Annotated in this window: 11 protein-coding genes; 5 read left to right on the top strand and 6 right to left on the bottom strand. The window is 66.0% G+C overall.

The genetic code is table 11. The features are described from left to right. The first annotated feature begins 98 nt into the window (after positions 1–98). Both pks13 and NA5_RS01475 read left to right on the top strand, forming a co-directional pair. Entirely contained in the window at positions 99–5477 is a 5379-nt protein-coding gene (gene pks13 / locus NA5_RS01480) for a polyketide synthase Pks13 (RefSeq protein WP_084483795.1), read from the top strand. A 25-nt stretch (positions 5478–5502) separates the two neighbouring features. Beyond that, complete coding sequence (locus NA5_RS01475; protein ID WP_062980972.1) at positions 5503–7047, top strand: acyl-CoA carboxylase subunit beta; 1545 nt, start codon at positions 5503–5505, stop codon at positions 7045–7047. A 60-nt stretch (positions 7048–7107) separates the two neighbouring features. Here the strand turns inward: NA5_RS01475 and NA5_RS01470 are convergent, their stop codons facing one another. Beyond that, complete coding sequence (locus tag NA5_RS01470; RefSeq protein WP_062980970.1) at positions 7108–7605, bottom strand: peptidylprolyl isomerase; 498 nt, start codon at positions 7603–7605, stop codon at positions 7108–7110. Positions 7606–7902: 297 nt separating this feature from the next. Between NA5_RS01470 and NA5_RS01465 the strand changes: the two genes are divergently transcribed. Next, positions 7903–11271: an arabinosyltransferase domain-containing protein gene (locus NA5_RS01465; protein WP_062980967.1), complete on the top strand. Its 3369-nt coding sequence runs from the start codon at positions 7903–7905 to the stop codon at positions 11269–11271. 136 nt (positions 11272–11407) lie between these two features. Here the strand turns inward: NA5_RS01465 and NA5_RS41135 are convergent, their stop codons facing one another. Together NA5_RS41135 and NA5_RS01460 are read right to left on the bottom strand one after the other, a co-directional pair. Beyond that, on the bottom strand, positions 11408–11569 hold the full coding sequence (locus NA5_RS41135) for a hypothetical protein (RefSeq protein ID WP_169811244.1): 162 nt from the start codon (positions 11567–11569) through the stop codon (positions 11408–11410). 64 nt (positions 11570–11633) lie between these two features. Further along, the gene (locus tag NA5_RS01460; RefSeq protein WP_062980964.1) at positions 11634–12035 is read right to left on the bottom strand and encodes a winged helix-turn-helix transcriptional regulator; all 402 of its coding nucleotides are present in this window, start codon (positions 12033–12035) and stop codon (positions 11634–11636) included. A gap of 104 nt (positions 12036–12139) precedes the next feature. Between NA5_RS01460 and NA5_RS01455 the strand changes: the two genes are divergently transcribed. Both NA5_RS01455 and NA5_RS01450 read left to right on the top strand, forming a co-directional pair. Continuing rightward, positions 12140–13072, top strand: a complete 933-nt coding sequence (locus tag NA5_RS01455; RefSeq protein ID WP_062980960.1) for an NADP-dependent oxidoreductase — start codon at positions 12140–12142, stop codon at positions 13070–13072. A 71-nt stretch (positions 13073–13143) separates the two neighbouring features. Beyond that, positions 13144–13731, top strand: coding sequence for a Uma2 family endonuclease (locus NA5_RS01450; RefSeq protein WP_062980957.1), 588 nt, complete (start codon positions 13144–13146; stop codon positions 13729–13731). Between the two features lie 63 nt (positions 13732–13794). Here the strand turns inward: NA5_RS01450 and NA5_RS01445 are convergent, their stop codons facing one another. The 3 genes from NA5_RS01445 to NA5_RS01435 all read right to left on the bottom strand — a co-directional run bounded on the left by NA5_RS01445 (position 13795) and on the right by NA5_RS01435 (position 21470). Continuing rightward, positions 13795–17166: an arabinosyltransferase domain-containing protein gene (locus tag NA5_RS01445; protein ID WP_062980954.1), complete on the bottom strand. Its 3372-nt coding sequence runs from the start codon at positions 17164–17166 to the stop codon at positions 13795–13797. A 47-nt stretch (positions 17167–17213) separates the two neighbouring features. Next, positions 17214–19055, bottom strand: a complete 1842-nt coding sequence (locus NA5_RS01440; RefSeq protein ID WP_157110187.1) for a glycosyltransferase family protein — start codon at positions 19053–19055, stop codon at positions 17214–17216. A gap of 207 nt (positions 19056–19262) precedes the next feature. Further along, positions 19263–21470, bottom strand: a complete 2208-nt coding sequence (locus NA5_RS01435) for a galactan 5-O-arabinofuranosyltransferase (RefSeq protein WP_063813135.1) — start codon at positions 21468–21470, stop codon at positions 19263–19265. Positions 21471–21476: the final 6 nt, after the last annotated feature.

The following is a 21476-nucleotide window of genomic DNA, read 5'->3' as shown; positions in this document are numbered from 1 at the left end:
GAGGGTGGCTCGACCCGAATATCGACGCTCGGCGTTTGCGCACGTCAGGCGTCGGTTCACGGCGTGCCCGGTACGCAGACAGGTAGCTTGAGGAACTGATGGCTGACAACGAGGGCACGCCCGACCAGACGACCGAGATCGTGCCCGCCGATGCGGACGCGGTCGATACCACTGACGCCGGGGACGTTTCACGACCCGCCGCGACGACCGATATGTCGGTCGCGGAGCTGCGGGAGTGGCTGCGGCGCTGGGTCGCCGACGCGACCGGTCAACCGATCGAGCAGATCACGGTTGACCGGCCGATGGAGGAGTTCGGGCTGGCCTCACGCGATGCCATCGCACTCGGCGGTGATATCGAAGAGCTGACCGGTGTGGTGCTGACGGCGACGATCGTCTACCAGCATCCGACCATCGCGTCGCTGGCCGAGGTCGTCATCAACGGTGAGCCGGAGTTGCCGCAGGAATCCGCCGACGATTCGTTCTACACCGCGGGGTATCAGCCGGGCGAGGCGCACGATATCGCGATCGTCGGCCTGTCCACCCGGCTGCCGGGCGCGGGCGATACCCCCGAGTCCACCTGGGAATTCCTGATCAATCGCGGTGACGCGATCCGGGAGCGCCCCGAGGGCCGATGGGACGAGTTCACCGACGACCCGGCGGTGGCCGCGAAGGTCGCCGAGGGCAACACCCTGGGCGGCTACCTCGACCAAGACGTGGTCAAGGGCTTCGATGCGGAGTTCTTCGCTATGTCTCCGATCGAGGTCGAGCGGGTCGATCCGCAGCAGCGCTTGATGATGGAGCTGGTCTGGGAAGCGTTGGAGCACGCCAGGATTCCCGCGAGCGAGCTCAAGGGTGAGTCGGTCGGCGTCTTCGTCGGCACTTCTACCAACGACTTCCAGCTGGTGTCCGCACTCGGATTGGGCCAGTCCGATCCGACAGCGCCTGCCTCGGCCGATGCATATGCCCTGACCGGTGGATCCTCCGCCATCGTCGCCAACCGGATCTCCTACTTCTACGACTTCCGTGGCCCCTCCGTCGCTATCGACACCGCCTGCTCGTCCACGCTGGTCGCGGTGCATCAAGCGGTGCGCACCCTGCGTGACGGTGATGCCGATCTGGCCCTGGCGGGGGGCGTGAACATGTTGCTCGCACCCGCGATCACCCTTGGATTCGATTCGATCGGCGCGGTCGCGAAGAACGGTCGGATCAAGGCGTTTTCCTCCGATGCCGACGGCATGGTCCGTTCCGAGGGCGCCGGTCTGGTTGTGCTCAAGCGCTTGGCCGACGCCGAACGTGATGGCGATCGGATTCTCGCGGTGATCAAGGGCTCGGCGGTCAATTCGGATGGCCGGTCCAACGGCATCGTGGCACCGAACCCGGACGCCCAAGCCGATGTACTGCGCCGTGCCTACCGCGACGCGGGCATTGCGCCGTCCACGGTCGACTACATCGAGGCGCACGGCACAGGCACGCTGCTCGGTGACCCGATCGAGGCCGATGCGCTCGGTCGGGTGGTTGGCCGTGGACGCGACGAGGACAAGCCCGCGCTGCTCGGCTCGGCGAAGACGAATTTCGGGCATCTGGAGTCCGGTGCGGGCGCTGCCAGCCTGGCCAAGGTGGTCATGGCGTTGCAGAACAACATACTGCCGCCGAACGTCAACTATGCCGGGCCGAACCCGTACATCCCGTTCGAACAGGCCCACCTGAAGGTCGTCGACGAGGCGACGGAATTCCCGCGCTACAGCGGCACCGCGACCATCGGTGTTTCCGGCTTCGGTTTCGGTGGCACCAACGCCCACGTGGTCATCCAGGAGTACAAGCCGACTCCGGCTGATCGGAACCAGGCCTCCGCAGACGGGATTGCGGAACTTGTCGCCCAGACCGACGAGGCGGCAGAGCAGAGCGAAACGATAGACGCGGATATCGAGACCACAGGTGTGGTCGCGGAGGCCGATCAGATAGTCGCGGAGAGTGCCGAGCAGGTTGCCGCCGACGTAGCGGCTGTCGCGGAATGGTCGACCGAGCGGGCCGAACCGCTGCCGGTGATCCTTGCGGTATCGGCGTATCTGCCTTCGCGCCGCCGCCACGCCGCGGCGGAGCTGGCCGACTGGCTGGAGACCGAGGAAGGCCGTAACTCTGCGCTGGAAGATGTGGCGCGTTCGCTGGCCAAGCGCAGCCACTGGCGTTCGCGCGGCGTGGTCATCGCCAAGACCCATGAAGAGGCCGTCGCTGGTCTGCGTGCGATCGCCGCGGGCAAGCCCGGGCCTGGTGTCTTCACCGCGGACGCGCCCGCCGTGCATGGCCCGGTCTGGGTGCTTTCCGGATTCGGCGCGCAGCACCGCAAGATGGGTAAGCAGCTCTACCTGGAGAATTCGATCTTCCGCAAGGCCGTCGACGAGGTCGACGAGCTGGTGCAGGACGAGGCCGGGTATTCGGTGCGCGAGATGATCCTCGACGACGCCCAGGATTACAACGTCGGTACCTCGCAGGTCGGCATCTTCACCATTCAGATCGGCCTGGCCGCACTGTTGCGCGCGCACGGCGCGCAACCCGATGCGGTGGTGGGTCATTCGATGGGAGAGGTGGCCGGAGCCTATATCTCCGGTGGTCTGGTGCTCGAGGACGCGGTGCGCGTGATCTGCGCTCGCTCACGCCTAATGGGCGAGGGCGAGGCGATGATCAGCGATGACGACGTGCGCAATATGGCGCTGGTCGAGCTGAGTGCCGCCGATATCGAGGCGATGCTGGTCGACTATCCGGATGTCGAATGCGCGGTGTACGCGGCGCCGACCAATACCGTGATCGGTGGTCCGCAGGACCAGGTCGCGGCGATCGTGGCCAAGGTCGAGCAGGCGGGCAAATTCGCGCGCGTGCTGCAGACCCGTGGCGCCGGACATACCTCGCAGATGGATCCGCTGCTCGGCGAGTTGGCGGCGGAACTGGCCGGTATCGAGCCGACCAAGTTGACGGCGGGTCTGTACTCGACCGTCAACAAGGAACAGTTCTACCGACCCGGCAGCGATCCGGTGCACGACGAGGACTACTGGGTCAAGAACATGCGCCACTCGGTGTACTTCACCAATGCGGTGAAGCTCGCGGTGGACACCGGCCACACCACCTTCCTGGAGTTGGCGCCGAATTCCGTTGCGCTGATGCAGGTTCTGGGCACGACCTTCGCGGCGGGCGTGCACGATGCGCAGCTCATCCCGACCCTCAAGCGCAAGGAAGACGAGTCGGCGGGCGTAATCTCCGCGCTCGCACAGCTTTACGTGCACGGACATCGCGTCGATCTGCCGTCGCTGCTGCCCGCGGGTGACTACGCCGATATTCCGCGGACCGCGTTCCTGCGCAAGCAGTACTGGCCGAAGGCGAAGATGGTCGGTGGCAGCGGCAATGCCAGGGTGCCCGGTGCGCATGTCGCGCTGCCGGACGGTCGGCACGTGTGGGAGGTGCAGGCCTCGGCCGTCACCGATCTCGCGGCGCTGGTGAAAACCGCTGCGGCACAGGTACTCAGCGATGTGTCGTTGGGCGCGTCGGTCCCGCACGCGGCGCTGCCGAGCGCTGGGACGCTGACCACCACGCTGATCCCGCACCTCGGCGGCGCGTCGGTGCAGGTGCATGCGCGCGAGGGCGCGAGCTTCCAGTTGCTGTTCGAGGCGGTCGTCGCCTCGGGTGCGCCGCTGCCCGAACCTGTTGTCGCCGCGGCGGTTCCGGGGACCGAGGTCGCGACAACCGGGGAGGCCGATCTCGAGGTCGTCGAAACCTTCGGTGAGCGTTGGGATCCGGCGGGCACGCAGACCCTGGAGGAGCGGCTGGCGCTGATCGTCGCCGAGTCGATGGGTTACGCGGTCGAGGATCTGCCGATGGAGATCCCGCTGATGGAACTCGGCCTCGATTCGCTGATGGCCATGCGCATCAAGAACCGGGTGGAATACGAATTCGATATTCCGCAGCTGCAGATCCAGGCCGTGCGCGATGCCAACCTGACCGAGGTCGGCAAGGTGCTGCGCTATGCCATCGAGCACCGCGACGAGGTGCAGGCCATCGCCGATAAGCAGGCGGCCGGTGAGGAGATCGCGGTCGACGGCGGATTCATCGCCGCGGCGCGTGCTGCGGTCGCGGCAGGCGAGGATCCGGCGGCGGTGGTGGCGAATGTCGCTGGCGCCGAAGGGGTTTCGCTGGATGCCGAGAATACCTCGGTCGAGGCGGAGGCCGAGAAGATCGTTGTCGAAGCCGAGACGGCTGCCGGTATCACCGGTGCCGCCCCTGCCGCGGCTGCGCCGGAGCATGCCGAAGCCGCGATCGAACGCGCGCTGGATGCCGAGGACACCACTGCGGTCGGCGAGGCCGAGGCCGTCGCCGCCGCTGCGATCTTCGGTGGTCAGCCCGCCGGTGCCGATGAGGAAGATGTGCCGCCGCGTGATGCCGCCGAGCGGTTGACCTTCGCGACCTGGGCGATCGTCACCGGTAAGTCGGCGGGCGGCATTTTCAATACCCTGCCGATTCTGGAGGAGGAGGTCGCCGAGAAGTTGGCGGCCCGACTCACCGAGCGGGTCAAGGCCGAGGTGACCGTCGATGATGTGCTCGACTGCGAGACCATCGAGCAGCTCGCGGATATCGTGCGGGAACTACAGGACAAGGGCGCCGAAGTCGACGGTTTTGTCCGCCCGCTGCGGGCGCGTCCGGACGGCTCGAATGCCGTGCCGGTCTTCGTGTTCCACCCGTCGGGCGGCAATACGCTGGTCTACGAACCGCTCCTGAAGCGGCTCCCGGCCGATACCCCGATGTACGGCTTCGAGCGTGTCGAGGGCGATATCGTCCAGCGAGCGCGCCAGTACCTGCCCGAACTCCGCAAGATCCAGGGCGACGGTCCGTACGTGCTGTACGGCTGGTCGCTCGGCGCGGTATTCGCGCTGCAGGTCGCGCAGCTGCTGCGCGAAGAGGGCGCCGATGTGCGCATCGTCGGTCTGATCGACCTGGCCATCCCTACCGAGGGCGAGGACAACAGTCCGCAGGAGCGGGTCCGCCGCATCCAGCGCTACCAGGCCTTCGCCAAGAAGACCTACGGAGTGGAAGGCGAACTCCCGCAGGAGCAGCTGGAAGAACTCGCCGCGGCTTCGGACGAAGAGCAGTTCAAGATGGTGTACGACCTGATCAAGATCAGCGGCACCAAGATTCCGGGCGGTGTGCTCGAACATCAGCGCACCTCATGGATCGAGGGACGCCATTTGGCCAAGACCAAGCCGAGTCACTACGACGGCGATGTGGTGCTGTACCTCGCGGATCGCTACCACGACGGCATGATCGAGCTGGAACCGCGCTACGCGGACCGCTTGCCCAATGGTGGTTGGAATGAATACATTCCGAACCTCGAGGTTATACATATTCCGGGTGATCACCTCCAGATCGTTGACGAGCCGCGGATCGGAAAGATCGGAGCCGATCTCACCGCGAAGCTTGCCGTGATTGCCCCGTAGGGGTGCACCTGATGAGAGGGTCCAAGTGAGCACTACTGCCGAGAAACTCGCTGATCTGCGCAAAAGACTGGAGTTAGCGCAGGAACCGGCGGGCGAAGCGGGGGTGGCGAAGCGGGCCAAGAAGGGTATTCCTAGCGCCCGCGACCGGATCAATATGCTGCTCGATCCGGGTACCTTCGTGGAAATCGGTGCACTGGTGCGCAAGCCGGGTGATCCGTCGGCACTCTACGGCGACGGTGTGGTGACCGGGCACGGCCTCGTCGAGGGCAGACCGGTGGCGGTTTTCTCGCACGACCAGACCGTCTACGGCGGTTCGGTCGGGGAAATGTTCGGCCGCAAGGTCGCCGCCGTGCTGGAGTTCGCGGCCAAGGTCGGTTGCCCGGTGGTCGGTATCAACGACTCCGGCGGCGCCCGGGTACAGGAGGCCGTGACCTCATTGGCCTGGTACGCCGAGCTGGGGTTGCGCGTTGAGCCGCTTTCCGGGATGGTGCCGCAGGTTTCGATGATTCTCGGCAAGTGCGCGGGCGGGGCGGTGTACGCCCCGATCAATACCGACGTGGTGGTGGCCACCCACGAGGCCTACATGTTCGTCACCGGACCCGGCGTCATCCGGGAGGTCACCGGTGAGGACGTCAGTCTCGAGGAACTCGGCGGCGCCGATAGCCAAGCGCAGTACGGCAATATCCATCACATCGCCGAAGATGAGCAGGCCGCGTTCGAATGGGTGCGCGCGTATCTGGGCTTCCTGCCGACCAGCTGCCAGGAACAGCCGCCGATCGTGAATCCGGGTCTGGAGCCGGAGATCACCGAATCGGATCTGGAACTGAATTCCATTGTCCCGGACTCGGATAATGCCGGGTACGACATGCACGACATCCTGTTGCGCATATTCGACGACGGTGATTTCCACGAGATCGGCGCCACGGCGGGACGCAATGTCATCACCGGATTCGCTCGGGTGGACGGGCGCAGCGTCGGTGTGGTGGCGAATCAGCCGATGGTGTACGCCGGTGCGCTCGATGCCAGGGCCTCGGATAAGGCCGCGCACTTCGTGCGGATGTGCGACGCGTTCGATATTCCGCTGGTATTCGTTGTCGACACGCCAGGATTCCTACCTGGTGTGGAACAGGAGAAGATCGGCGTCATCAAGCGCGGCGGCCGCTTCCTGTTCTCCTATGTCGAGGCCACCGTGCCGAAGGTGACCGTGGTGATCCGCAAGTCCTATGGCGGCGGATATGCGGTGATGGGTTCGAAACAGCTCGGTGCGGATGTGAATCTGGCCTGGCCGACCGCGCGGATCGCGGTCATGGGCGCGGAGAGCGCGGTCAGCCTGATCGGCCGCAAGCAGATCGAGGCGGCACCGGAGGATCAGCGCGCCGCGGTGCGTCAGCAGATGATCGACTTCTACAACGCGACCGTCGCGACGCCGTGGGTCGCCGCCGAGCGCGGCTATATCGACGCCGTCATCGAACCGGCGACCACTCGCCTGGAACTCCGTCGCGCCCTGCACCTGCTGCGCAATAAAACACTCCTCCGCAACCCACGCAAACACCACCTGCTGCCGCTCTGACGGGGTCGGGCCGCACCACGACGAGGGTGCGGCCCGATACTGTTGCCTGGCGGCCGAAAATCAGGCGATGGTCGCCTTTTCGATGATGACGTCGTCCTCGGGCACGTCCTGGTGCATGCCCGCCGAACCGGTGGACACTGCGGCGATCTTGTCGACTACCTCGGAGCCCTCGGCGACCTTGCCGAAGACCGCGTAGCCCCACCCCTGCGCGGTGGGCGCGGAGTGGTTCAGGAAGCCGTTGTCGGAGATATTGATGAAGAATTGCGCGGTGGCCGAATGCGGGTCGTTGGTCCGGGCCATCGCGACGGTGTACTTGTCGTTCTTCAGGCCGTTGTTCGCTTCGTTCTGGATCGGGGCCTGCGTGCCCTTCTGCTGCATCTCGGGGGTGAAGCCACCGCCCTGGATCATGAAACCCGGAATGACGCGGTGGAAGATGGTGCCGTTGTAGTGACCGGCTTTCACGTAATTCACGAAGTTCGCGACGGTGTTCGGGGCCTTCGCGTCGTCGAGCTCCAGCACGATCTGTCCGTAGTTGGTTTCGAGATTCACCTTTGTCATACCCAACACCTTTCCATCCCTCCGGCAACTGGTCAGCAGTTCGGGTCATGAACTGCTGGACCGCCAGGGAGTTCCCGAGACAGGTGACTGTTCGCTGCTTAATTGCGGCACAAGCACACGCCAGGTTTCGAGCGAAGCGAGATCGAGCATGCGCCGTTCGCGGCCCGGCTTGCGTCCGAGTGGCCGAAGCGCATGCGACGAAGTCGCGCGTCTCGGCCACTCGGACGCAAGCCATCAGGGGCCGAGAACACGTCGCGGCGAAGCCGCGACAATTAAACACCGCTACCATTGCCAACCGTGCCCGACGTCGCTACCGCAGTCTTGACAAAACCGCCTGCCGCGCCCGAAGTCGCACCTAGCGATTTCCGAACCGCGCGCCTTGTCGCGCTGGTCGCAGGCGTGCTCGGCGCACTGTTCGCGATGGCTGCTCCGTTCTTACCGGTCAGCCAGACCACCGCGACGCTGAATTGGCCGCAGGGCGGCGCGCTCAACAGCGTGCAGGCGCCGCTGATGTCGCAGGTCCCGATCGACCTCGACGCGAGCATTCCGTGTGCGGCGGTGGATCAGCTACCGAGTTACGGCGGCATGCTGTTGGCCACCGCGCCGCCGCAAGGCGACCGGGCATCGCTCGAAGCGATGTTCGTGCGGGTCTCCGACACCACGGTGGATGTGGTCGACCGCAATGCCGTGGTCGCCTCGGCCGAGCGCGCGCAGTTGGGCGCGTGTACGTCGATCACCATCAGCTCCGATATCAATCGGACCAGGGCTGCGTTCGAGGGTGTGACCACCACGATCGAGCGGCCGGTCGAGGGCGCGGCGCCCGGGACGACGCAGAAGGTCGAGGTACCGGTCGAGGGGCAGCTCAACGGTGATCTGCGCCCGCAGGTGGTCGGCGTGTTCACCGATCTGAAGGGCGCGGTGCCCACCGGCCTGTCGTTGCACATGACGGTGGACACCCGGTTCTCCTCCAGCCCGACGCCGGTCAAGTTGATCGCGATGATCGCGGCGGTGCTGTGCACGCTGATCGCGCTGGGCGCACTGGCTCGGCTCGACGGCAGCGACGGGCGCGGGCACCGCCGGTTCCTGCCCGCCAATTGGCTGAAGCCGAACTGGGCCGACGGCGCGGTCGTCGGCACGCTGCTGCTGTGGCATTTCGTGGGCGCCAATACCTCCGATGACGGCTACATCCTGAGCATGGTGCGGGTGGCGCCGCACGCGGGCTATATGGCCAACTACTTCCGCTGGTACGGCGTGCCGGAGGCGCCGTTCGGCTGGTACTACTACGTCATCCAGGCGTTCTCGGAGATCTCCACCGCCAGCCCCTGGGTCCGGCTGCCCGCGCTGTTCTGCGCGATTCTGTGCTGGATGGTGATCAGCCGCGAGGTGGTGCCACGGCTCGGACGCGGGGTGCGCAACAGCAAGGTGGCGCTGTGGACCGGTGGGCTGGTCTTCCTAGCGTTTTGGCTGCCGTTCGACAACGGTCTGCGCTCGGAGCCGATCGTCGCGCTCGGCGCGCTGCTGACCTGGGTGTCGATCGAGCGGGCCATCGCGACGGGTCGGCTGCTGCCCGCCGCGGTGGCGATTCTGGTGGCCGCGTTCACCCTGGCGGCGGCGCCGACCGGTCTGATGTGTGTGGCCGCGCTGCTCGCCGGTATCCGACCGCTGGTGCGGATCGTGGTGCGGCGGCATCGGCAGTTCGCGGCGCAGGGGGTGGGTAAGTGGGGTTCGACGCTGCCGCTGCTCGCGCCGATCGCGGCGGCGGGTCTGCTGGTGCTGATCGTGGTCTACAGCGACCAGACCTTCGCCGGTATCCAGGAGGCCAACCGGGTGCGCCAGGTTACCGGCCCGAATCTGGCCTGGTACGAGGACTACCTGCGCTACTACTACCTGTTCGTGGAGACTGTCGACGGATCGCTGTCGCGCCGCTTCGCCTTCCTGATCATGCTGCTGTGCCTGTTCACCACCATGCTGGTGCTGTTGCGGCGCAGGCAGGTTCCCGGCATCGCCAGCGGTCCGACCTGGCGGCTGATGGGCGTGGTCTTCGGAACCATCTTCTTCATGATGTTCAACCCGACGAAGTGGACCCATCACTTCGGCGCGTACGCGGGCATCGCCGGATCACTGGCCGCGGTCACCGCGGTGGCGGTGTCGGCAAGTGCGTTGCGGGCCAGGAAGAATCGGGCGATCTTCCTCGCCGGACTGCTGTTCGTGCTCGCGGTCGCCTTCTCGGGCATCAACGGCTACTGGTACGTGTCCAGCTTCGGCGTGCCCTGGTTCGACAAGCGGATCTCGCTGCACGGCTACCAGTCGAACACATTCATGCTGGTGCTGTTCGGGCTGGCGCTGGCGTTGGTCGCCTGGTCGGCGCTTCGCGAGGATTACACCGAGCCGCAGCCCTCCGCGAAGTCGGTGCGCGGCAAGCGGATTCGCAAGTTCGCTGCCATCCCGCTGACCGTGGTCGCCGCGCTGATGGTGCTGCTCGAGGTGTTCTCGCTGGTCAAGGGTGCTGTCGCGCAGTATCCGGCCTATTCGCTCGGGCGTTCGAATTTCGATGCGGTAGAGGGTAATTCGTGCGGTCTCGCCAATGACGTGCTGGTGGAACCGGATGTGAACAAGGGCAACGGCATGCTCACGCCGATCATCGATCCGGCGAATCCGCCGAAGAACGGTGATCCGCTGGCCGGTGCCGATCCGGTCGGCTTCGATCCGAACGGCGTGCCCGAGAAGCTCAGCGCCGACACCATCGAGGTGAAGCCGGGTACCGGCAATACCTCCACCCAGTCGGTCGGTCCGGTCGGCGCGGACGGTCAGAACGCGGGCACCGACGGCGGCTACGGCGCGACCGGTGTCAACGGCAGCCGGGCCACCCTGCCCTTCGGCCTCGATCCGGCCACCACGCCGGTTATGGGCAGCTACCAGCAGGGCGTGCAGCAGCCCGCGCATCTGGTCTCCAGTTGGTACCAGTTGGCGCCGCGCTCGGATGACCGTCCGCTGGTGGTCATTTCGGCCGCGGGCCGCATCCTGTCCGTCGACGACACCGGCGACACCAGGTACGGCCAGTCGCTGACCGTCGACTACGGCAAGCATCTGCCCGACGGCAGCGTGCAGATGCTCGGCACCTACCTGCCGCGCGATATCGGTCCGTTCCCGTCGTGGCGTAATCTGCGCATCCCGCTCGACGAGATCGCACCCGATGCCGATGCGGTGCGCATTGTCGCCAATGACCCGATTCTGATCGGCGATCAGTGGCTGGCCTTCACCCCGCCGCGGATGCCGAAGTTGGCCACGCTCAACAGCTTTATCGGCTCCGAGCAGCCGGTGCTGCTGGACTGGGCAGTGGGGCTGCAGTTCCCGTGCCAGCGGCCGCTGGATCACAAGAACGGCGTGGCCGAGGTGCCCGGTTACCGGATCCTGCCGGACCGACCGCTGGCCATCAGCTCGACGAATACCTGGCAGGCCGAGGAATTCGGCGGTCTGCTCGGCTTCAGTCAGATGCTGGCGAGGTCGAGCACCATTCCGACGTACCTGAAGAACGACTGGGCGCGGGACTGGGGTTCGTTGGAGCGCTACGACCAGTACTACCCGAATGCGGTTCCAGCCAAGTTGGATACCGGCACGGCCAGCCGTTCCGGACTCTGGTCACCCGGCCAACTGCGTGTGTTCTAGGTCGTGAATAAAGGCAGGCCCGTCGACTTCGGCGGGCCTGCTCTCGTTTTGGGACGTGACAGCGCCATTGACGACGAAAGGCCGCGGCGTCGACTGCTCTGCCGACGCAACGGCCTGGTGGATGATGGTTTTCGGACTAGACCTTCGCCATGCGTAGGCCCAATTCACGACGGAGCAACTCTTGCGGGGTTTGGCGGGATAACACACGCAGCACCGCCGGTCGAAGCTCCCGAAGTTCATCTTCGGTGAGCAGTCCGACAAGGTCACGCAGATCCATATCATCGAAGGCCGCGGTCATGAATAAAAGGTTAAGGCCAGCTTCATCCGTGGGAAGGCTTTCGCGACCAACTTTTACGACACGGTCACGCTGGTTCACCGTCGTAACGTGCGCGGGCCGCGAGCACGTCGTCCATGCGCTCCTCGGCCCAGGTTTTTATGGCGTGCATCACAGGTCGCAGGCTGTGGCCGAGTGCGGTGAGTTCGTAGTCGACGCGGACCGGCACCTCGGCGGTGATCCGGCGTTCCAGTAGGCCGTCGCGCTCCAGGGTGCGCAGGGTCTGGGTGAGCATCTTGGGGCTGACGCCGGAGATGATGCGGTTGATCTCGGCATAGCGCAGCGGGCCATCGGCGAGAGCGTTGAGTACCAGACTGACCCACTTATCGCTGATCCGGTCGAGCAATTGGCGCGTGGGGCATTCGGCCACGTAGGCGTCGTATCGCTGTTTTGCCAGGTCACGGCGTTGTGCCGCGGTCGTCGTCGCCATCTGCTTCCTCTGCTGCCCGTAACGCACTTCTGGGTAACTACTATCCAATAGATACTATCTCGCCTTATTTTTGTCGCCGTATCCGATAAGCGGTAAGGAGTGCCATGCGTGCAGTAGTAGTCCGTCGACCTGGTCCGGAGGCGGTCGCCGAGATCATCGAGGTGTCGGTTCCCGAGCCGGGGCCCGGTACGGTTCGGGTGAAAGTGGCTGCGGCGACGGTTAATCCGGTGGATCTCATGGTTCGAAACGGTGTCGGCGGCACGCCCTTCGCGGCCCCGCGCGATCAGTGGGGTATCGGCTGGGACGTCGCGGGTGTCATCGATGCCATCGGTGCGGGTGTCGACGAATTCACCGTGGGCCAGGCCGTCATCGGCATCAGTGACCGGCTGGACGTCTCGTTGGCCGCCCAAGCCGACTACATCGTCCTCGAAGCCCAAAACCTCGCCCCCGCACCGACTTCCGTGCCAGCCCAAGCCGCGGCCACGATTCCGTTGAACGGCCTCACCGCGGTACAGGCCCTCGCCGCCCTCGAACTGACTCCCGCCGACTCCCTGCTCATTACCGGCGCGGCAGGCGCGGTAGGTGGCTATGCCGTCGAACTGGCTGCGGCACAAGGCGTCCGAGTCATCGCCTCGGCCTCCGCCGCCGACGAAGCCATCGTGCGTGCCCTCGGCGCCACCGATTTCATCCCACGCGAAGCCGACCTTCCGGATGCCGTTCGAGCCCTCGTCCCCGGCGGCGCAGACGCGGCCCTCGACGCCGCCGCTCTCGGCCCCGAAACCCTCGCCGCTGTCCGGGCCCGCGGCCGCTTCGTCTCGATCAGCGTCCCCGCCACGCCGATTCCCTTGCGCGGCACCGAGGTAACCATCGTTCTGGTGCACGCCGACCGCCCGCAACTCGACGAACTCGTCGCATTGGTCGACAAAGGCCAACTCACCCTCCGCGTGGCCGAGACCTACCCGTTGGACCAGGTCGCAACCGCCCAACGTCGCCTAGCGGCAGGGGGCCTGCGCGGCCGCCTCGTTCTCGTCCCATGATCGCGCTCGGTACTCCGGAGGGAATGCGCGACTTATCGGCTGGTGTGCGCCGTGCCCGGTAGGCTCACGGCATGACTAGCGGCGCTCCCAGCGACTGGTACCGGTGGATCCCGGAGCAGATCACCGCCCGGGACTATGAGCTGCTGCCCGAGGAATTCTGTCGAACCATCGAGGTGGTCGACGGGCATATCGTGAAATGTGAGAGCCCGTCCCGCTTGCACAACCGGATCGCTCGGCGGTTGGCGGCGCGGATGGAAGCCGGGCGCAAGCCCGAGCCGTGTTTGATGGTCGAGACCGATGTGGACGTTCGAATCAGCGATGTGCCGCTGAGTCTGCGCCGACCGGACGTCACGGTCTACCGCTGTCTGGATGACGATGCGAAGCTCTACGCCGATGACGCTCTACTGGTGGTGGAGATCGTTTCGCCGGATAGTTCACACCACACCGATACGGTGGAGAAGAAAGCCGCCTATGCCGCTGCGGGTATTCCGATGTACCTCATAGTGTTTCCCACCGAATCGGGTGACGGCATCGAGCAGATCGAGGAATACCGACTTTCCGAAGGTCGCTACCACCTGGTCGGGCTGCATACCCGTCGGCTGACGCTGGATACCCCGATCTCCATCGATGTTGCTTTCGGTGAGTTGACTGCGGGCTAGTCACCGCCGGTTCGATCAGCCCACGCGTGAGCCGAGGGTTGTCGGCTCACGCGTGGGAATGGGCTAGCGCGCGCGGATCGGGTCGGCTTTCATCCAGCCGTTGACCGATTGCACGGTGCTCACGATGGTCGCGGGGGTGGCGGTGGGGTCGTAGGGGGTGAACTGTTCCAGGGAGCCCCAGTCTCGGGTCCAGTTGTGGTCGAGGTAGGTGGGGATGGTTTGGGATTTCAGGAGTAGACCGGTCCAGCCGAGGGGGCCGCCGCCGATATCGTCCTGCCAGGCGTTGGAGGCGTCGGAGCCGACGCGGTCGGGCAGGATGCGCCACTTGGGGACCTCGGCGACGCCGTCGAGGTGGTCGAACGGGCGCTGGCAGGGGAAGGCCAGGCCGACGTGCCAGTCCAGCAGGACCGGAGCGGTCTCGCCGACAACGGAATTCAGCGTGGCGAGATGTGGCAGCCGGGGCGGAGTGACGGCCAGCCACTGCTTCTGGGTGATGTCGTTGTCTACCGCGACCAATCGCACCGCGTTCACTCCGGCGGGCAATTTGTCCAGTGGCACACGGAGATTGCGCCACGAGGGTGCGGGCCCGATATCGAGCGGATCCACCGAACCGAGGGTCTGCACTTCGCCGTCCGCTCCGCGCACGCCGTACTCCAGGTGCAGTTCCTGCCCGTAGGTGAGCACACCGTCGGCATCGACGGAGCGGATCCGGCCCGCCGCGGTAATGGCGAGCACCTGGTAGGCCGGGTCATTGCGGATGCTGTCGGTCAGGTCGAGCCGATACCACTGCGAGGTGAGCTTGGCCTGCTGCTGGTCGGTCCCTTCCTGGTAGCTGCCCATGATCGGCGTCCGCGCCGGATCCAGACCGAACGGCAATGCCACTGTGCTGCTGTTGATTCCGGCCTGCTGACTGGTGCCGCCGCCGGTGCCTGCACCGGTTGTGTTGGTGGTCTTGTTCTTGGAATCCTTGTTCACCGAATTCGCACCGCCGCTGACGGTTTCCTCGGCATCGGCGGTGAGGTCGGCGGCCACGCCATTGGGCGTGAATCCCTTCGATTCCGTGGACAATCCGTCGGCGGGGGAGCCGGTGTAGGGCAGCAGCAGCGAATTCGCCGTGTCGGTCTCCACCAGCACCTCGTTGGCCAGGGCGCAGGTATTACCGTTCAGCGATTCGAGATTCGACTTGGCGATCGAGTACGCCGGATACTGGGTAGTCGCGGCCTTGGCCAGCGACGCCACCTCGAACAGCACGAGCAGCGCGGCCGCGATCGTCAACGGCGCGGACGCATAACGCTCGAAACGACCTGGCGCATCTGTCTTCTCGCGATACGGCTCGCGATAGTGCAGCCACACCGCGACGATCAGCGCGACCCCACTGAGCCCGAGGAACAGCGTGGACAGGCCCTTACCCGCGATCAGCGGGGCCTTATCCCACCACGGCACACCGTAACTGGATACGTACCACCAGCCATTGGATCCGGTGAAGGTGATCGCCAGCAGGAACAGCACCGCCGCCGCGAACAGCGCTCGGTTGCGTGGCGAGCGAATCCCATTGGTGCCCACCGCGACCGCCGCCAGCGCCGCCAGCGATCCGGCCAGTCCGGCGTATACGCCGAAGTGGTGGGTCCACTTGGTCGGTGTGAACATCATCAGCAGCAACGAGGCGAAGACGATGCCGAGAATCCGCACCGACGGCCCGCGCGAGGTCCCCGGAATCCGGCCCTTGCGCAGCACCTGCAGCACACAGACCAGCAGGCACAGCAGCATGACCAGCACACCGAACCGCCGCGCCAGCGATCCGTCCGGCGAGAGCATCAGCAGCGAATCCCACCGCGTGCGCTCATCGAACCAGGCCACATTCGGCCCGACGAGGGTGCGCACCCGGGTCGCTTCCATCACCGTCGCCAGCGTCTGATCGGCGAAAACAACGACCAGCACGAGCGTTCCGGCGGCGAGTCCGGGTGCCAGCAGCGCGGCATACCGGAAGAAGGTGGCCAGGCGCGAGGTGCTGTGGTCGGCCGTAGCGGCGGCAACCCGTGGCCCGCCACCCGATGCGCCTTCGTTCCCGACCGAATTCACGTCGTCCACCGAATCCGGCACGGCAATTCCGGTAGCCAGCGTGCCCGCGGCATCGCGCGCCCGTCGAATGATGATCTGCAGCACCGGCCGCGAACCCGCGATCAGCGCCGCGACACAAATCAGCCCTGTCGGACCGGCCGCCAGTGAGAACGCGGCGATCAGCACACCGACCGCGGCGGGCAGCAGTCGTCCTGTCGCAATGGCCCGCTCGATCGAGCACCAGGTCAGCAGCGCGCCTGCGGCGATCAGCGGTTCGGGCCGCAGCCCGTTGTCATAGGGCAGCCAGAACGCCAGGAAAACCAGACCGGCGGTCCACAGCGCCACCTTGTGCCTGCGCACCCGAGCACCCAAGCGCGGCAGCACCTCTCGGCTGATCACCATCCAGCACACGATTCCGGCGGCCAGCGTCGGCAGCCGCATCCACGGACTGGCATCGGAGACCTTGGTCATCCAGGCCAGCACCTCGTAGGACCAGCCGAACGGCGCCTCGGGCACCGCGAACCACCGGTAATAGTTGGCCATGTAGCCGGAATGCTCCGAGACGCGGGCCATATTCAGGATGTAGCCGTCGTCGGAGGTATTGGCTCCGATGAAATGCCACAGCACCAGGAGCCCGAGCATCACCGCATCGGCCAGCGTGAACCGCCACCAATGCGCGGGCAGGAACCGGCGCGCGCGTCGGCCGTCGGCATTGTCGAGCAGGTGCAATGCGACCAGCGCGATGATCGTGCAGATCGCCGCGGCGATCATCGCACCGAGCTTGAGCGCGGACGGTGTCGAGGAGAAGCGCGAATCGATATCGGCGTGCAGCTTCGCCCCGTCGAGCTTCGCGGCATCCAGATCGGTGAAGACGCCGACCACCTGCGGGCGGATATCGCGGGTGATGGTGTTGCGGAAGGGCGTACCGTCCTGGCGCTTCGCACCGACGAATTCGACCGAGGTAGCGGCCGCCGTCGTGCTGATGGTGACGGACTCGCATCCGGCGATCTCGGCGACCGGCGCCGACAGCAGCGGCACGTCACGCTGCAGGACGGCGAGCGTGCCGTCGGTGACCGAGACGATAAGTCCCTTCGCACTGGCCTGACCCGAGGCGTGCGGAATGGTCGACAGCACGGTGCCCGAACCGGCCGCGGTCACCACCGAACACGGCAGCGTGGCATCCAACCGCAGCGGCACATACGAAACCAGCGGCGCCTCGACACTGGTACTGCCCGGCTGGGGCCAGTCGAGCGCGGCCCGATCCTGTTTCACCGGAAGCAACGGCGTCAACAGTGCCAGTACGAATCCGAGCAACCCGGAGACGAGGGCGATCAGGCGGTTGCGGGTGAACGCTGCAGAAGTTCGGTCCGGTCGCACGAGGGACCATGCTAGCCACCCGCATCGGTGACGCTCGCCACCGAGATCTATCGCAGCGGCCGGACGTCCCAGAGCCACACGTCGTCGACCTGTCGCGGCGCGCGTTCGAGCAGTTGCGTCATGGTCGTGCGCAGCACTTCGGAATTCTTGGTGGCTGGCAGGACGACCACGTCGGCCTGCCAGAAGCGCAGGTCGTCGAGCGCCTGTGCGCGGGTGTCGTCGTCGATGGGCGGTACCACGCCGCTGTCCTGCGCGCCGACGAGCAGGGCGGTGGTCGGGCGGAAGTCGGGTCCGTAGATGCCCTTCTTGTTCGCGCCGGTCGGTCCGACGAAATAGCCACCGGCGAGCGCGAAGTCGAAGTCGGCATCGGCCTGCCAGCGCAATGCCTGCGCATCGGGGGGCCGCGGCGGCGGCACCATAACCACCGAACCGCCACTCACGTATTGCTTTACCGTCCCGTCGGCGAAGAACTCCGGAGTCGGCGCGCGTTCGATCACCGGCAGCACGGTCGGGATCAGCGGGACCAAGCCAAGGACGAGTGCCGGGAACCAGGCGAGCGGGCGCCAATCGACCGGCGACTGCCGCCACCAGCTGACCGCCCGCTGGGTCGCCAAGGCCAGTACCCCCGCGATGGCCGGGATCGCGGCCATGGTCAGTCGGGTTTCCAGCACCGAGTTGAGCAATGGGATCTTTTCGGCCCAGCGCCAAGGCAATTCGATCCCGGTCGATTGCTTGCCGAACATGGCCACCGCGCCGAGCGAGAGCACCCCGAAGACCACCATCACCGCGGTCGCCGCGCGGACCACCCGGTCGCGCCACAGCAGTGGCACCGTCACCAGCAGTAACAGCAGCAGCGGCCAGCCGAAGTAGGCGTTCTGCTCGGTATCGTTGATGGCCACGTACTGGCCGGGCATGAACATCCCGCCGAGCGATTCGGAGGGGAACTGCACGATGGCCTTCAGGTCGTTGCCCATCGGCCCGTGGTCGATCGAGCGATAGCTCTGCGGCCCGAAGAACTGCCACCACAGCGGAATTTCGGTGAGCATCAAGGTGATCACCGCCGCCAACCCGATGATCGGTGCGAGCGCACGCACAACTTGCCAGCCGGTGCGCGGTGTGCGCAGGTAGTAAACGACGCCGAAGAGTCCGAAGGCGAGTGCGAAGATCAGCAGCGGTTCCTCGCCGAGCGCGATCTGCATCGCCACCAGGAAGCCGAGCGCGACGGCGTCACGAACTCGTCTGCGCGGCCTGGTCGTATCCGCGGCCGTCACACCTCGCGAAATGCGGATCAACAGCCGCGCGATGACCGGAAGCAGCGCGAGCAGTACGAAATTCGGATGGGCGTTGGCATGGGAGATCATCGCGGGCGCGAAACCGCAGAACATTCCGCCGATCGAGGCGGCCAGCCGGGACCGCACCAATTCCCGGGAAAACAGCCAGTACCAGGCGAAGGCGGTAGATGCCAGTCCGAGGGTGAGGACGAGCACGAAGGTGACGGTCGGTCCGAACAGCAGCGTGACCGGTGTCAACGGCACCCCGACCCCGAACATGGCGGTATTGGCCATCATGTTCACCCCGGCCGGGAAGTTCTGCAGATTCGTGCCGAGCGGATTGTGCAGATGCGCCACCGAGTGCGCGGTGACCGCGAAGAACCACTCCCACATGGTCTGGTCCTGACCGCTCTTGATCAGGTACCCGCTCTGTGTATTGCGCCACTGTCCGGAAAGCACCGTGACGGCCAATGCCAGATAGCCCACCGAGGCGACCACATCACTGCGATCGACCCGGATCCGTCTCCGCTTCGCGGTGCGCGGCTCGGGTCTGGCCCAGCCAGCCGGTGTCGATCCCTTGGTGACGACGCCTACTGCTGGTGGTGCCTCGATCCGCAAAACAAACTTCTCCCCGTAATTGGTCAGATCAGCGGTCCACGGTACCCAAGTACCCTGTGAATCGCCCGGCTCCCCGGCCTTGCTGCGCCGGATTCCGTGGTCGCGACGTTGCCGTCGGCGGCCACCGGGCAGTGGATGGCTAGGTTGGCAGGTACCCGGCCAGTTACCCATATTCGCGCGAAATCATGCGTCGAGCAGGAGACGGCGTCAGCGATTGACGATCACCAAGGTGAACGGACCGATGTTGGTGGTAGTGAAGTGCGGATCGTCGAACAGCTCCTTGGGGAAGCTCACGGTGTAGCGCTTCACATTCGGGTCGTTGGGGTAGACGTCCTTGGCCAGGCGCAGGGTGTAGGCATCGCCGCTGCTGCGGAAGAGGAAGGCGTCCGGCGCGCGCCACGGGGTCTTGCCGAGTGCGTCCACCAGGGCGGCGGCGGAGCTCAGCTTGCTCCACGACTCGATGGTTGCGGCGCGGCCCGCGAAATCGGCCAACGGGTTCGCATAGTGCGAGGTGAGCGCCTGGAATCCGTAGTACGGGTAGAAGGACAGGAAGCTGGTGTCGGCGGTGAGCAGCACCGAATCCGAGCGCGGACGGCCGGTCTGCGCGAGCAGCGCCGCATCGATTTCGCGGTAGTACGACGCCGCGCCCGGTGCCCGCTTATCCGCGCGTTCGCCGTTGCCGTCGGTATCGGTATACGCGGTGGTGATCTCCGGCTTCAGCACCTGTGGAATGTCCTGAGCGAACGCGAGCGCGCCGACAATGGCGACCACGACAGCGGCGAACTTGAACCGTGCCGCCTCATTGAGTGCCTGATAGGCCTCCCGCGCGCCTTCGACGAAGCCGAATGCCCCGGCCGCCGCCAGCAGCACCTCGAGCACGGGCGTCAGTCGGAACGAGAGCAGGGTCGTACCCGCCGCGGTCGCCGTCATCGACAGCAGACACCACAGATAGATCGCCACCACACCGATCCCGAGCGCCTGCGCCCGCCGCGACGACGCCGCCCGCAGCACCAACCAAGCGGTCCCGAGCAGGAAGAACGCCCCGGAAAGCGAGAACTCCGCCATCGGCAGCGGCAGTTGCGCCCCGCCCTCGGGGAGATAGTGGAATGCCGTCCCCGAACTCGGCATCGTCCCACCGAGCATCTTCAACACGAACGGCAGCCACACCACCAGCGCCACCAGACCCGCGATCGCCGCGATGACGATCAGCCGAACCAGCGGCGGCACCGCCGCCCGCCAAATCGAACCCGCCGCGCCGCGCTGCGCTCGGTTCGCCACCCGTTGTGCCCGCACCGCAAGTCCCGCCGAAACCAGCGCCATCAGCCCCACCGCAAAGGCCGCCACCGCGAAATACAAGGTGTAGAACGACGCCGCCATCCCGAGGAACACCCCGGCCCCGATAACCGCAGCCCAACCCCCGGCCGTCGCCGTGCCGCGCGCCGCACCGCTGTCCGCCGCGACTCGGCCATCAGATGCAGCCGCACCACCTGACACCGAAGCCCCACTTGATGCCGATGTGTCACTTAATGCAGCTTCGCGACCTGATGCGGCGGCGCCACTCGAGGCTGCCGCACCACCTGAGGCACTCGTGCCAGCCGATGCGGTGCTGGTGCCACTTGATGCGCTCGTGCCAGTTGATCCGGCGGTGGCACTGGACGCGGCGGCACCATCCGATCCACCAGCGCCACTCGATGCCGCGGCACCGATCGCGGCGCTCGACAACTCGAGCGGCCGGTACAAAGCGCCCCACGCGAGAATCAACGCGGGCGCCAGCAGCAGCACGATGACCGCGCTGTAGGCCTCCGGCGCGGCATAGGCCACTGTCACCGCGGTCGTCGCCGCACTGACTCCGATCGCCCAGTCGGCGCGAATCAGCATGGACCACAATACGAGTGCGATCGCCGCGACCACCGCGAGCGATCCGATGGCGTACGGCTTGAACGCCTCCCAGCCGTCCATGCCGAGCACATTCGCCACCCGACCGCCGATCCAGAACCAACCGGCCGGATAGAACGGCGGCAGGTCGGCGTAGGTCATATCGTGCAGTGCCGCGCTATCGGTCAGGCGCGTCAGGTATTCGGTGCGGAACTCCTGGTCCACCGAGACGCCGAACAGGTACAGCTTGGTCGCCGCCAGCGGCATCCCCAATGTCACCGTGACGAACGACGAAATCCCCACCCAGGACAGCACTTTCGCCACCCACGGCCACCGTCGTGCCCGCACCAGCCAGATTGCCGCCCCCAGCAGCACCGCCGCCCCGACTTGTCCGACCGTGGTCAACGACCGCGTCACATTGGACGAATTGAACGCGGGCCACTGCACCATCGAAAACGCCACCAGTCCAACGCCCGCCACGAGCGCGGCCACCACGGCGGCCAGCAGCGCCTCGCCAACGCCGGAGCCGATGTGCCGGATCAGCAG

Source organism: Nocardia anaemiae NBRC 100462 (assembly GCF_001612725.1).
Classification (GTDB): Bacteria; Actinomycetota; Actinomycetes; order Mycobacteriales; family Mycobacteriaceae; genus Nocardia; species Nocardia anaemiae.
Note: the sequence above shows the minus strand (reverse complement) of the source record. Positions and strands in the feature narration are given on the sequence as shown.